The sequence below is a fragment of the Saccharopolyspora erythraea NRRL 2338 genome, assembly GCF_000062885.1.
GTDB classification, from domain to species: domain Bacteria; phylum Actinomycetota; class Actinomycetes; order Mycobacteriales; family Pseudonocardiaceae; genus Saccharopolyspora_D; species Saccharopolyspora_D erythraea.
The window spans coordinates 1388906-1401795 of sequence record NC_009142.1 but is presented as its reverse complement, the minus strand read 5'-3'; the positions used below and the strand labels follow the sequence as shown (position 1 = coordinate 1401795).

Genomic DNA, 12890 nt, shown 5'->3' with positions numbered 1-12890 from the left:
CGTCACGCGCGCGAGGCGAGCCGGCGTTCGCGCTGGCGGACCGGGTCCGGGATCGGCGCGGCGTCGAGCAGGCGCCGGGTGTAGGCGTGCTCTGGCTCGCCGAGCACCCGCGCCGTCTCGCCCGCCTCGACGATCGTGCCGCGGTGCATCACCGCGACCCGGCTCGCCAGCAGGTTGACCACGGCCAGGTCGTGGCTGATGAACAGGCAGCCGAAGCCGAGCTTGCGCTGCAGGTCGAGCAGGAGCTCGAGGACGGCGTCCTGCACGGAGACGTCCAGGGCGCTGGTGGGTTCGTCGGCGACGAGCAGTTCGGGGTCCAATGCCAGGGCGCGGGCGATGCTCACCCGCTGCCGTTGCCCTCCGGACAGCTCGTGCGGGTGCCTGCCGCGCATGCCCGCGCTCAGCTCGACGGCGTCGAGCAGGCCGGCGACGCGGCGTTCCAGTGCCCGGCCGCGGGCTGCGCGATGCAGGCGGAGGGGTTCGGCGATGCTGTCGCCGATGCTCATGCGCGGGTCGAGCGACGACCCCGGGTCCTGGAAGACGATGCCGAGCTTGCGGCGCAGCGGGCGCAGGCGGCGCGCCGGGAGATGCGTGATGTCCTGACCGTTCAGCACGACCCGGCCCGCGACGGGTTCGGCCAGCCTGGTCACGCAGCGGCCGACGGTCGACTTGCCCGATCCGGACTCCCCGACCAGGCCGAGGGTCTGCCCGCGTCCGATGCGCAGGGACACGCCGTCGACGACCCGCTGCCCGCCGTAGGCCATGGCGAGGTCGTGGACTTCCAGCACCGGGGTCTCGGCGGGCTCGGCGGTCGCGTCCGGCTTCTCGTCCAGGCGGGGCACGGCCGAGAGCAGTGTCCGCGTGTACTCGTGTCCGGGCTCGGCGAACAGTTCCTCGACGGACGCCTGCTCGACGACCTCGCCGCGGTACATCACCACGACCCGGTCGGCCAGGTCGGCGACCACGCCCATGTCGTGGGTGATCAGCAGGATCGTCATGCCGAGCCGGTCGCGCAGGTCGCGCAGCAGGGCCAGGATCCCGGCCTGGACCGTGACGTCGAGCGCGGTCGTCGGTTCGTCGGCGATGAGCACCTTGGGCTCGCAGGCCAGCGCCATCGCGATCATCACCCGCTGCCGCTGCCCTCCGGAGAGCTGGTGCGGGTAGTGGCGCAGGCGGCGGCGCGGTTCGGGGATGCCGACGGCTTCGAGCAGCTCGACGGCCCGAGCGCGTGCTCTCGACCGCGACAGGTCGGTGTGCATCCGGACGGCTTCGGCGATCTGCCAGCCGATGGTGAACACGGGGTTCAGCGAGGTCATCGGTTCCTGGAAGATCATCGCCAGCTCGCCGCCCCGGATGCGGCGCAGCTCGCGCGGGGTGCGCCCGACGACTTCCGAGCCGTCGACGCGGATGCTTCCGGTCACCTCGGCGTTGGGCGGCAGCAGGCCGAGGGCCGCCATCGCGGTCACGCTCTTGCCCGACCCCGACTCGCCCACCACCGCCAGGACCTCGCCGGGCTCGAGCGCGAAGTCCACGTCCCGGACGGCGTCGGTCGTGCCGCTCTCGGTGCGGAAGCGCACCGACAGGCCGGAGAACGCCAGCACCGTCATCGGTTCCCCTTCGGGTCCAGGGCGTCGCGCAGGCCGTCGCCGAGCAGGTTGAAGCCGAGCGTCGCCAGCACCACCGCCAGGCCGGGGAAGACCACCAGCCACGGCGCCTGGGCGAAGTAGGTCTGGGCCGCCGAGAGCATCACCCCGAGCGACGGCGACGGCGGCTGCACGCCGAGCCCGAGGAACGACAGCAGCGCCTCGCCGATGATGGCCGCCGGGATCGCGACGGTGATTTGGACAAGCAGCGCGTTGACCGCGTTCGGCAGGACGTGGCCGAACAGCACCGCGCCGCCTCGGGCGCCCGCCGCGACGGCGGCGTCGACGTAGGCCTCGCTGGACAGGCGCAGGGTCTCGCCGCGCACGACGCGGATGAGGTTGGGCACCTGGGACACGCCGATGGCGATGGCGGCGTTGAGCAGCGACGCGCCGAGGACCGCGGCGAGGCCGACGGCGAGCACCAGGAACGGGAAGGCCAGCAGGGTGTCGGTGATCCGGGAGACGACGGAGTCGACGACGCCGCGGTAGTACCCGGCCACCAGCCCGAGCGGCACCGAGACCACGAGCGCGAGCAGCACCGAGAGCACCCCGACGGTCAGCGAGGCGCGGATGCCGTGCAGGACGCGGGAGAGCTGGTCGCGGCCGAGCTCGTCGGTGCCGAGCCAGGCCGACGCCGAAGGCTGCTGCAACACGCGGTTGAAGTCGACCGCCGCCGGGTCCGTCGGCGCGATCAGCGGCACCGCCACCGCCGCGAGCACCAGCGCGGCGCTGAGCACCAGACCGACGACGCCGGTCCGGTGGCGGACGAGGCGTCGCAGCACCCTGCGGGAGCCGCTGACGGCGGCCGCATGCGTCACCGCGCACCTCCGCGCACCCTGATCCGGGGATCGACCACCGAGTAGAGCAGGTCGACGGCGAGGTTGACCGCGATGTAGCCGGCCGCGGTCACCAGCACCGCGGCCTGGATCACCGGGAAGTCCCTGGTGAACACCGAGTCCACCATCAGCTTGCCGAAGCCGGGCAGCACGAAGATCTGCTCGGTAACCACCGCACCGGAGATCAGCGCGCCCAGTTGCAGGCCCAGGATCGTCATGACCGTGATCAGGCTGTTGCGGAGCCCGTGCACGCCGACGACGCGCCACTCGCCCGCGCCCTTGGCCCGCGCGGTGCGCACGTAGTCGGAGCCGAGCGAGTCCAACATGGACGATCGCATCTGGCGCATCAGCACCGCCGCCAGGCCGCTGCCGAGCACGAACGCGGGCAGCACCATCCGTTCCAGGTTCTCCCACGGCGACTCGGTGAACGGCACGAATCCCGACGCGGGCAGCACACCCAGCCACACCGCGAAGACCAGCACGCACATCAGGCCGAGCCAGAAGTTGGGGATGGACAGGCCGAACAGCGACAGCCCGTTGCCGAGCCAGTCGAGCGGACCGCCGCGGCGCACCGCCGAGACGACACCCGCGGCGAGCCCGACCAGCGCGGCGAACAGCAGGCTGAGCACCGCGAGCTCGAGGGTCACCGGGATGCGGCCGAGGATGATCTCGCCGATCGGCAGGCCGGTGGTGGCCGACTCGCCGAAGTCGCCCCGGACCGCGCGGCCGAGCCAGGTGGCGTACTGCACCGGCAGCGGCTGGTCCAGCCCGTAGGAGTGGCGGATCTGCTCGATCGCGGCGTCGTCGGCCTCCGGACCGGCCAGCGCGACGGCGGGGTCACCCGGCAGGGCCCGCAGCCCGGCGAACACGACCAGCGAGACCAGCACGAGCGTCACCAGCGACTGGAGGATCCGGCTGAAGGCGTAACCGCGCGGCATGTCGTCAACCCTCGTGCGCCCGGTAGCCGGCGCCGGCCATCCGCATGATCCCGTCCGGGTACACCGCGACGCCGGCCAGATCCGCGGAGTGCGCGGTGTAGTACTGCTGGCGGTAGAGGTAGATGACGTTGTTGCGCTCGTGCAGGTCCTCGACGACGAGCTCGTAGAGCCCGCGGCGGCGGTCCGGGTTCTGCTCGGCGGCGGCCCGCGCGATCAGCGCGTCGGTCTCGGGTGTGGAGTGGCCGCTGTAGTTCTGCGGGCTGCCCTCGGTGTGCATCACGGCGATGTTGCCGTCGGGGTCGGGGCGCCCGGACCAGCCGATCAGGAACGTCTCGAACCGGCCCTTCTTGGCCGCCGCGATGGCGCTGGTCGACTCGGTCGGGCGGAGCACGACGTCGAAGCCCGCCCGCGCGGCCATCGCCTGGATGACCTGGCCGGTGCGGTTCTGCGCCGAGTCGTTGGCCAGCATCAGCTCCACCCGCAGCGGGGTGCGCACGCCCGCCTCGGCGAGCAGCCGCCTGGCGCGTCCGACGTCGTGCGGCGGGCACGCCTGGGTCCGCGGGGTGGCGAACTCGCTGGTCGGCGGGATCGGCCCGCAGGCGGGCCGGTAGAGGCCGTTGAATGAGATCTTGTTCAGCGTGGCGCGGTCGATGGACAGCGACAGCGCCTCCCGGACCCGCGGGTCGGCGGCGAGCGGCCCCGGCACCGGACCGGTCGACCCGCCCACGTTGGCGATGTTCACCGTGATGCCCATGTACTGCACCGAGGGTGTGTTGAGCAGCACGACGTCGGAATCCCTGGCGAGGATCGGCACTTCCGGCGGCCCGGCCTCCCACACGACGTCGAACTCGCCGGAGCGCAGGTTGGCCAGGCGGATGTTGTCGTCCGGGACCGCCCGGTAGACCAGGCGGTCCAGCATCACGTGGTCGCGGCCGTAGTAGAAGTCGCTGCGCCGCAACACGATCCGGTCCTGGGCGACGCGTTCGACGAACTCGAAGGGGCCGACGCAGACGGGGTGGTCGGAGAAGTTCTCGCCGAGCCTGTCCAGCTGAGCCGGCGACATGACCATCCCGGCGCGGTCGGCCAGCACGCTGGGCAGCGGCGCCGACGGCGTGGTCAGGCGCAGCCGGACGGTCGCGGGGTCGGCGACCTCGACGGAGGCGACCGCGGAGAGCTCCACGCGGCGGGATGAGCCGTCGAGCTCGCGGTGGCGGTCCAGGCTCCTCTTGACCGCGGCCGCGTCGAAGGGCGTGCCGTCGTTGAACCGGACACCCGGGCGCAGCGGGATGGTGAGCTCACGTCCGTCGGCGGACGCCCGGGGTAACTCGGTGGCGAGCTGCGGGACGATCCGGCCTGCCTGGTCGACGTCGTAGAGCTTCTCGCACAGACCCGCGAAGACCTGCCTGCCGGCCAGCGTCGTGGCCAGGGTCGGGTCGAGGCGGTCGGGTTCCTGGTCGAGGGCGATGACCGCCTCGCCGCCGCGCACCGTCGGCGCCTGCACCGAAGTCCGCAGCTCAGCGGCGGTGCGTTCGACGTCGACCAGCGGGGCGCACCCGGTCGTCGCGCAGACGGCGGCCAGCACGGCCGCCATCGCGTACCGCCCGGACCGCTCTCGCAACACCGGCCTCCCGATTCGTTGATCGACGAAACGGTACGGCGGCGGTGCCGGCATGTAAATGCTTCGTGACCGGCCCGGAACCTTGAGTAGTCGGACGGCGCGCCGCGGGCGGAAGACCGCAGAGGTTCACCGGGACGGGTTCACGCGCCCGGCGGAAATCCTTCGGCGGTCAGTCCACCGCGGAGGAGAACTGCGGCAGCGAAACCGCGGGAACCGGGGATTCCTGCTGCACGGACTCTTCCTGGCTCAGTTGCAGCGCCGGCAGTTCCCCGGCTTCCTCGCCGGGTTCGTCGACGGCGGCCGCGGCCTCCTGCGCCTTCTGGTTCAGGTGCTCGCGGGTGCGCTGGGCGGCGCCGCGGATCTGCTCGGTGAGCTGGCGGTTGGCCTGCCTGGTCTCGCGCTCCTCCCGCTCCTGCGCACGGGTGCTGCGCGGCGCGCCCTGCGGCGACCTGGCGCGCTCGATGTAGCGCTCGAAGACCGCACGCAAGCGCTGCGCATTCCGCTCGCTCAGGTCGATTTCATAGGTCACGCCGTCAAGCGCGAAAGTGACGGTGTGCTGGGCTGGGGACCCGTCGATGTCGTCGACGAGTTCGACCTGAATCCGCTCGGCCATGATCACCTGTCTCGGGAACGTGCCCCGCCTCGATCCGCGACACTTGCAGGCGAGACTCCTGCGACCCTGACCACGTTGTAGCACGTGGGATCGCTGTTGTCTCGTACTTCAACGATAGAACAGCACCTCAGACGGCCGATAACCGCCGTGCGGGTCACGTGCGCGGTGCGCCACCACGTCGTGCCCCACTGCCAGCACACCGTAGCCAACGCGTTCGAAATCGAGAAAGTAATCTGAAGCACAGTGCCGGGCTTGCCCGGCGGGACGTGGCGGACGCGAGTGGAACATTCTCGCAACAATCGTTTATTGTTCGCTCGATCTTCGCCGTAGGGTGTTGCGAAGACGCACGATAAACGATCCGGAATCGAGGGTTACAGTGGCGCAGAAGGTCACCGTTCAGCTTGTCGACGATGTCGACGGTTCGGAAGCGGAGTCCACGGTCGAGTTCGGCCTGGACGGGGTCAGCTACTCAATTGACCTGTCGAAGGAGAATGCCGCCAAACTCCGCGACTCGCTGGCGTCTTACGTGGCCAGCGCGCGTCGCACCGGCGGGCGCAAGCGCCCCGGGGGCAAGGCGAACAAGCCCGCCTCCGCGCCCAGTGCCGCCGACCGCGAGCGCAACCAGGCCATTCGCGAATGGGCCAGGGAACAGGGCATGCAGGTTTCCGACCGCGGCCGTATTCCGTCCGAGGTGGTCGAGGCCTACGACAACGCTCAGTGAGTGCTCATCGCGGGTGGCCGGCACCCGGCCGGCATTGAAACCGGCCACCCGCGCAGCCTTCACCGGACTTACTGTTCGTGATGGCCCGAGAAGCCGTCAGTAATTGCTGCGGCGCACGCCCGGGGTGGGCGCGGTACATCAAACAGAGGCCAGAAAGTCCGCAATCTCCTGCCTGGTCGGCATCGAACTGCTGGCCCCGTTCCGCTGCACCGACAGCGCGGCCGCGGCCGAGGCCCGGCGCAGCGCCTCGCGGATGCCGGCGCCCTCGCCGAGGGCCACGCTGAGCACGCCCGCGAAGGTGTCACCCGCGGCGGTGGTGTCCACGGCCCGGACCGGGAAGCTCGGCATCTCCACGACCTCACCGCCGCGGCTGCCGTAGAGCGAACCGCGGCCACCGAGCGTGATCACGACCTCCGGCACCCGCTCCAGCAGCGCGGCCAGCGCCCGCTTCGGGTCGTGCTCGCCCACCAGCGCCTCCGCCTCGTGCTCGTTGGGCACCAGCAGGTCCACGTTGGACAGGACGTCGTCGGGGAGCTCGGCGGCAGGTGCCGGGGTCAACACAACTCGGACGCCGTTGCGGCGCCCCGCGGCGGCTGCCGCGGCCACCCCCTCGAACGGGATCTCCAGTTGCAGCAGCAGACTTCCCGACGCCGCGATCAGCTCCTCGTCGCCGGGCGCCAGACCATCCACAGTGGCGTTGGCCGACGGGACCACGATGATGGAGTTGCCGCCGTCGTCGTCGACGGTGATGTGCGCGGTGCCGCTGCGGCCGTCGACGGCGCGCAGGGCGCTGGTGTCCACCCCGGACCCTGCCAGGCTCGCGCGGATCTGCTCGCCGAACTCGTCGCGGCCCACCGCGCCGATCATGTGCACCGCCGCGCCTGCCTTGGCCGCGGCCAGCGCCTGGTTGGCGCCCTTGCCGCCGGGGACGGTGGTGAACTCGCGTCCCAGCACGGTCTCCCCCCGTCCGGGTGCCGTGCCCACGTAGGCCACCAGGTCCATGTTGCAGCTGCCGAATACGGTCACAGTCGTCGTCACGCCGCACATCATCGCTGATGAGGGCGCTCGCCCGGTGCCCCCGGGGCGTGGCCGCGGGGCTGGTTGACCAAATCTCGTCGCCGCGGCCGATCAGTGGGTCCGGGCCGGACACCGGACGTACGATCGCCCCAACCGCCCGAGGAAGAGAGCGAGAAGCGGTGGACTACGTGGTGACGGCGGAGCTCGAACCGCCGGTCGAAGCCAGCGACCTGGACCCGTTGCAGCGTGAGGGGGTGGCCGCGCTCCTGGACCGCCAGCTGGCGCTGGTCGAGGGCGTCTCCGGGCCCGCGGAGGCCGACATCGACGTCCTGGACTACCGCATCACCGTGCACCCGAACGGCGCGAGCGTCGTGCTGGCGCTGGACGCCCCCGGGCTGCTCCCCGCCGAGGAGGCCGCCGCGATGGTGCTCAACGAGCTCATCGGGGAAAGCGAGCTGCTGGTCGGCTGGAGCGTGGCGCACTCCGAGGTACGCATCACAGAGGACGAGTTCAACCAGAGCCTGGCGGCCGCAGAGGCGGTCGGCCGGGACGCCGGCGACACCGGGCTGGAGGCCGCCGTCGAGGAGGCGCTGGAGAGCGCGGGCGAGGAGGAGTCGTCGCTCGACACCGAGCACTGGCGGATCAAGCTCGACGAGCTGGCAGGCGGGTTGCGGGCCTTCGACCTCGACGTTTTCGGCACCAGCTCGCCGCAGACCGCGCGGCTGGCGGCCGGGGCGCTGATCCACGCCGTGCGGGTGGTCACCGACGAGATCTTCTACGACGAGCTGGCGCTGGCGGTCAACAACGCCTCCGCCGACGACGCGGTCGGGCTGCTGGTCCTGGAGGAGCTGCCGCCCTGCTACGAGCACCGCTACGATGCGTGGTTCGCGCGGGCGTTCCTGCTGTCCTCGGCGGCGGTGGCGGCCCGGCTCACCGAGCCGTCGTGGACGCCGCCGCGCACCGTCGCCGAGGCGCTGGCGTTGCGGCTGTTCATCAACGAGGCGCAGGTGCTGCTGGAGGCCGCCGAGCTGATGAGCTGGGAGGACGGCGAACCGGTGTTCGCCGCCTTCGCGGGCAAGGCGTTCGCGGGCACCGACCACGAGGACCTGTACCTGGTCGACTTCATGGCGCTCGAGGACTCGCCCGACGCCATGAGCGCGCGGTTGGAGGAGCAGTTCCGCGAGCGCGGGCTGACGTTCGACCAGTGGTTCGAACCGCGGGACACCGGCACCGGCATGCACCCGTACCTGCACCGCACGTCCGACGACTCGACCGACCTCTGACGTCTGCGAACAGTCCCGCTGCGGGCCTGGAGGAGGGCCGCAGACGGGCGGGCTGGCGAGCGGGGTACAGGGCGATCTCCGGAGCCATGTGCGGCTCCGGGTTGTGTGCAGGGCGATGCCCGTCCAGCCTCGGCCGCCAGCCGGCCGGCCGGCGAGTAGCCGGCGCTACCGCTCGGCCGGCGGACGGCGGCGCAGGCCGGCGGAGGTCATGTGCGGCGGGGCGTAGTCGATGTCGGCGGGGTTGAGGTCCGTGCCGGGCGCGACGATCTCGTCGATCCGGTCGAGCACCTCGTCGTCGAGGGCCACCTCGGCCGCGCCCAGCACGTCGTGGAGCTGCTCGACGGTGCGCGGGCCGAGGATCACCGACGTCACGGCGGCGTGCGAGGCGGCGAAGGCCAGCGCCAGGTGCGTCAGCGAGACGCCGGCGGCGTCGGCCAGCGCCAGCAGCTCCTCGACGGCGTCGAGCTTGCGTTGGTTGCCCGCCAGGTCGAGGTCGAACTTGTGCGCGATGAGCCGCCGGAACTCGTTGAGCTCGATCTCGGTGCCGCGCCGGTAGCGCCCGGTCAGCCAGCCGCTGTTGAGCGGGCTCCAGGTGAGCACGCCCATGCCGTACTTCCGCGCGGTCGGCAGCACCGACCGCTCGATGCCCCGCACGAACACCGAGTACGGCGGCTGCTCGGTGTGGAAGGCGATGTGGTTGCGGCGCTGCGCGACCCACCGCGCCTCCACGATCTGCTCGGCGGGGAAGTCCGACGAGCCGATGGCCATGATCTTGCCGGCGCGCACCAGGTCGGACAGCACCGACAGGGTCTCGTCGATGTCGGTGGCCGGGTCGGGGCGGTGGATCTGGTACAGGTCGATGCGGTCGGTGCCGAGCCTGCGCAGGCTGTCCTCGACCGCGCGGGTGATCCACCGGCGCGAGCCGCCACCGCGGTTGGGGTCCTCCCCCATCGGGAAGAAGCCCTTGGTCGCCAGCACCACGTCGTCCCGCCTGCCGCGCAGCGCCTTGCCGACGATTCGCTCGGACTCGCCGTGGGAGTACATGTCGGCGGTGTCGACGAGGTTGACGCCCGCGTCGAGGGCGGTGTGCACGAGCCGCACCGCGTCGTCGTGGTCGGCGTTGCCCCACTGGCCGAGCATCATCGTGCCCAGCGCGTACTTGCTGACCGAGATCCCGGTTCGGCCCAGAGTCCTGCGTTGCATCGGTTCTTCCTCCCTGCTGTCGTCGGCCAGTCTCACCGCGGAGCGGTGGGTCAGGCAGGGGCGAGCGGTACCTGGGTGCGCCACGCCCAGGCCGGCGGGGTGACGGGCGGTGCTGAGGAGGAACCGGAAGCGGGTCCGGTGTGGACGCTTGCGTTTCGACGTGCTGTCGCCAACGTCCACTGGCCCCGGACGCACGAAGGCGCCTCCTCCCGCTTCGGCGGGTGGAGGCGCCTGCAGGTGCGCTCAGTCCTGGTTGCGCAGCGAGTACGGCGGCACGGTGCAGCCGATGAGGCTCGCGTCGTCGATCGACTCCGGCCGGTACGAGCTGTTCGGGAACGACTCCAGCATGACGTTGGTCGGGTCGTCGATCGGCTCGACGCGGCCGAACAGGAACGCCCACTCGTGCTCGTCGGAGCCGAAGTACGACACGGTGTCGAAGATCGAGCGGAACCGGTTGTAGGCGCGGATCAGCGTCTTGTTCCGCCACACCGTCGGGCAGCCGGCCTGGACCGCGACGACACCGCCCGGCGACAGCACGGTCTGGCACCGCTGGATGAACTCCAGGCCGTAGAGCCGGTTGTGCTGGCCGTCGGTCTCGTCCTCGCGCTCGTCGGGCAGGTCGACCACGACGATGTCGTAGCCCTCCGGCGGCGCCTGGTCGAGGAAGCTCCAGCCGTCGGCGTAGTGCAGCGCGATCGGGCCGTCACCGTTCTCCACCCCGGGCAGCTCCTCGGCGGTGTAGCCGTAGGGCAGGTGCTCGGCGCAGACCTTCACGCACTCGCTGTCGATGTCGACGTGGTCGACGCGGGTCGCGCCCGCCTGCACCGACATCTTGCTCGCCACGCCCTCGCTGGAGCCGATGATCAGCACCCGCTGCACCTTCTCGGCGAGGAGGAACGCCGGGACCATCATCGCCTCGTGGTAGACGAGCTGGGAGAACTCGGTGCTCTGCCGGTCGTCGTCGCAGAACAGCGAGATCCCCTGGTCGGTGCGGCCGATCACCACGTGCTGGAACGCGGTGTCGCCCTCCCACAGCACCTCGTCGATCCGCCACAGGCGCCGCATTCCATCGCCCATCGGCTCCTGGATCCACCGGTGCCCATCGAGTTCGATCAAGGTGTGCTCCTCCTTCTGGGAGTCCGGGCGGCGATCACGACGCCGGGTAGTCGTGGCCGCGGTGAATGGTCTGAGTATTCACCGCCGTGGGGCTCAACGCCTCGGCGAGCAGCGCCACCGCCCGCTCCGGCTGCGCGGTGTGCCCGCAGGTGAAGACGTCGATGAAGATCGAGCCGTTCTCCGGGTAGGTGTGCATCGAAGCGTGGGACTCCGACAGCAGTGCCAGCACGGTGACGCCCTGCGGCTCGAACCGCCTGGCGATCATCTCGCACACCGTGGCGTACGACCGGTCCAACGCGCTCTGCAGCGTGTCCCGCAGGAACTGCTCGTCGTCGAGCAGATCCGGATCGACGCCCTCAAGTTCAGCGAGGACGTGCTGGCCGGTGAACAGACCGACCGGTTGCAGGGTCCCGGTGTCAATCGACATCTATCGACCTCCCATCGTTTCGCAGATTCCGCTTGCGGGGAAAACTCGGCAATGCCCTGATCAGGCGAGTTCGTCGCCGTCGATGCAGTGCGTGGGCAGCGGGGCGATGCCGTTGAAGCACACCGACGAGTAGCTCGCGGTGTAGGCGCCCGCGCTCAGCAGGTCGACCCGGTCGCCGCCGCGCAGCGTCAGCGGCAGGTCGTAGCGCGTGTGCTGGTACAGCACGTCGTCGCCGTCGCAGGTGGGGCCGGCCAGCACGACCGGGCCGCACTCGTCGCCGTCGCGGGAGGTCCGCAGCCGGTAGGTGATGGCCTCGCCCTCGGTCTCGGCGAGCCCGTTGTAGCGGCCCACGTCCAGGTAGACCCAGCGGCGGTCGTCGCCCGCCGACGCGGTGACGAGCACGACCTCGGTGCGCAGCACCCCGGCGTCGCCGACGACCTGCCTGCCCGGCTCGATGAGCAGTTCCGGGCGCCGCGCGCCGAAATGCCGGTCCAGCGCCCGCTCGATGTGCTCGGCGTAGTCGCCCAGCGGCGGCGCGGACTCGGTGTAGGAGGCGGGCAGTCCGCCCCCGAGGTTCACCATCCGCGGTGTGACGCCGTGCTCGGCCAGGCCGTCGAAAACCTCGCGGGCGGCCCGGATTCCGTGTTCCCAGGCCGACGGGTCGAGCTGCTGCGATCCGATGTGGAACGACACGCCGTAGGGGTCGAGGCCGAGCTCGGCGGCGCGGCGCAGCAACCGGACGGCGGTCTGCGGCGTGCACCCGAACTTGCGGCCGAACGGGGTGCGCGAACCCTTGTTGTCGACCAGGACGCGGCAGAACACCTGCGAGCCGGGAGCCGACTCGGCGATGTTGAGCAGGTCGGCCTCGCTGTCGGTGACGAACAGGCGCACGCCGAGCCGGTGGGCGCGGGCGATGTCGCGGGGCTTCTTGATCGTGTTGCCGTAGGAGATGGACTCCGGGCTCGCGCCCTGGGCGAGGCAGAGGTCGATCTCACCGGGGCTGGCGACGTCGAACGAGGACCCGAGAGCGGCGAGGGTGGCGACCACCTCGGGGGCGGGATTGGCCTTGACCGCGTAGCAGATCCTGGCGTCGGGCAAGGCCGAGCGCAGCGCCTGGTAGTTGCGGCGCACCGCGGCCAGGTCCACGACCAGGCAGGGCGTCTCCGGCGCGGTGCGGTCCAGGTAGTCGCGAATCCGGTCCTGGACACCGGATTCGGCGGCGCCGCTGGGGCGGTCCGTCACATCGGTGGTGGCGGACAGATCGGTCAATCCCGTTACCTCCGTCTCGGGGGTTTCGTGGGTCGCGAAGACTGCGCCGAACGGTCCCCTGGCCGTTCGCCGACCAAGCACGGTACCTGGCGTGGAAGCGGATTTCGAACTGCAGGCCGCACCGGCCGGGGACTGCTGGAACGATTGTGATGACTCCCACGCGCAGCGCCGGGAAGACCACCGCGCGCCGCACGGTCGCACGCGTG

The 12890-nt window shown here is 71.1% G+C and carries 12 protein-coding genes; 2 read left to right on the top strand and 10 right to left on the bottom strand.

Features of this window, described 5'->3' with window-relative positions; genetic code table 11:
• Positions 1 to 2 precede the first annotated feature (2 nt).
• From SACE_RS06235 to SACE_RS06215, 5 genes are all read right to left on the bottom strand, one after another.
• Positions 3 to 1607 (bottom strand): ABC transporter ATP-binding protein, encoded by a 1605-nt coding sequence (locus tag SACE_RS06235; protein ID WP_009945380.1) that lies wholly within the window; start codon positions 1605 to 1607, stop codon positions 3 to 5.
• Positions 1604 to 2461: an ABC transporter permease gene (locus tag SACE_RS06230; RefSeq protein WP_009945381.1), complete on the bottom strand. Its 858-nt coding sequence runs from the start codon at positions 2459 to 2461 to the stop codon at positions 1604 to 1606. The genes SACE_RS06235 and SACE_RS06230 overlap by 4 nt, the downstream gene beginning before the upstream one ends.
• Positions 2458 to 3417 carry an ABC transporter permease gene (locus tag SACE_RS06225; RefSeq protein ID WP_009945382.1) on the bottom strand — a complete coding sequence of 320 codons (960 nt, stop codon included), beginning with the start codon at positions 3415 to 3417 and terminating at the stop codon, positions 2458 to 2460. Before SACE_RS06225 ends, SACE_RS06230 begins: the two co-directional genes overlap by 4 nt.
• 4 nt (positions 3418 to 3421) lie before the next feature.
• A complete protein-coding gene (locus SACE_RS06220) occupies positions 3422 to 5038 on the bottom strand; it encodes an ABC transporter substrate-binding protein (RefSeq protein ID WP_009945383.1) in 1617 nt (538 codons plus the stop codon).
• 166 nt (positions 5039 to 5204) lie between these two features.
• Positions 5205 to 5648, bottom strand: coding sequence for a histone-like nucleoid-structuring protein Lsr2 (locus SACE_RS06215; protein WP_011873311.1), 444 nt, complete (start codon positions 5646 to 5648; stop codon positions 5205 to 5207).
• 376 nt (positions 5649 to 6024) lie between these two features.
• Here SACE_RS06215 and SACE_RS06210 point away from each other — a divergent pair, with 376 nt between their 5' ends.
• On the top strand, positions 6025 to 6369 hold the full coding sequence (locus SACE_RS06210) for a histone-like nucleoid-structuring protein Lsr2 (protein WP_009945385.1): 345 nt from the start codon (positions 6025 to 6027) through the stop codon (positions 6367 to 6369).
• A gap of 138 nt (positions 6370 to 6507) precedes the next feature.
• Here SACE_RS06210 and rbsK read toward each other — a convergent pair whose 3' ends face one another.
• Entirely contained in the window at positions 6508 to 7407 is a 900-nt protein-coding gene (rbsK, locus tag SACE_RS06205) for a ribokinase (RefSeq protein WP_029621514.1), read from the bottom strand.
• A 158-nt stretch (positions 7408 to 7565) separates the two neighbouring features.
• On the opposite strand from rbsK, the gene SACE_RS06200 reads away from it, so the two are divergent.
• Positions 7566 to 8669, top strand: a complete 1104-nt coding sequence (locus tag SACE_RS06200; protein WP_009945388.1) for a hypothetical protein — start codon at positions 7566 to 7568, stop codon at positions 8667 to 8669.
• A gap of 165 nt (positions 8670 to 8834) precedes the next feature.
• Here SACE_RS06200 and SACE_RS06195 read toward each other — a convergent pair whose 3' ends face one another.
• From SACE_RS06195 to SACE_RS06180, 4 genes are all read right to left on the bottom strand, one after another.
• A complete protein-coding gene (locus SACE_RS06195; protein WP_009945389.1) occupies positions 8835 to 9872 on the bottom strand; it encodes an aldo/keto reductase in 1038 nt (345 codons plus the stop codon).
• A gap of 243 nt (positions 9873 to 10115) precedes the next feature.
• Positions 10116 to 10988 (bottom strand): spermidine synthase, encoded by an 873-nt coding sequence (locus SACE_RS06190; RefSeq protein ID WP_009945390.1) that lies wholly within the window; start codon positions 10986 to 10988, stop codon positions 10116 to 10118.
• A gap of 34 nt (positions 10989 to 11022) precedes the next feature.
• Positions 11023 to 11415: an adenosylmethionine decarboxylase gene (gene speD / locus SACE_RS06185; RefSeq protein WP_009945391.1), complete on the bottom strand. Its 393-nt coding sequence runs from the start codon at positions 11413 to 11415 to the stop codon at positions 11023 to 11025.
• Between the two features lie 60 nt (positions 11416 to 11475).
• Positions 11476 to 12684 carry a type III PLP-dependent enzyme gene (locus tag SACE_RS06180; protein ID WP_009945392.1) on the bottom strand — a complete coding sequence of 403 codons (1209 nt, stop codon included), beginning with the start codon at positions 12682 to 12684 and terminating at the stop codon, positions 11476 to 11478.
• Positions 12685 to 12890 lie beyond the last annotated feature (206 nt).

What these genes read in the sequence shown, in the direction of transcription:
- SACE_RS06235 (WP_009945380.1), bottom strand. Translation starts at nt 1,607, where the DNA reads ATGACGGTGCTGGCGTTCTCCGGCCTGTCGGTGCGCTTCCGCACCGAG.
- SACE_RS06195 (WP_009945389.1), bottom strand. Translation starts at nt 9,872, where the DNA reads ATGCAACGCAGGACTCTGGGCCGAACCGGGATCTCGGTCAGCAAGTAC.
- SACE_RS06215 (WP_011873311.1), bottom strand. Translation starts at nt 5,648, where the DNA reads ATGGCCGAGCGGATTCAGGTCGAACTCGTCGACGACATCGACGGGTCC.
- SACE_RS06225 (WP_009945382.1), bottom strand. Translation starts at nt 3,417, where the DNA reads ATGCCGCGCGGTTACGCCTTCAGCCGGATCCTCCAGTCGCTGGTGACG.
- speD (WP_009945391.1), bottom strand. Translation starts at nt 11,415, where the DNA reads ATGTCGATTGACACCGGGACCCTGCAACCGGTCGGTCTGTTCACCGGC.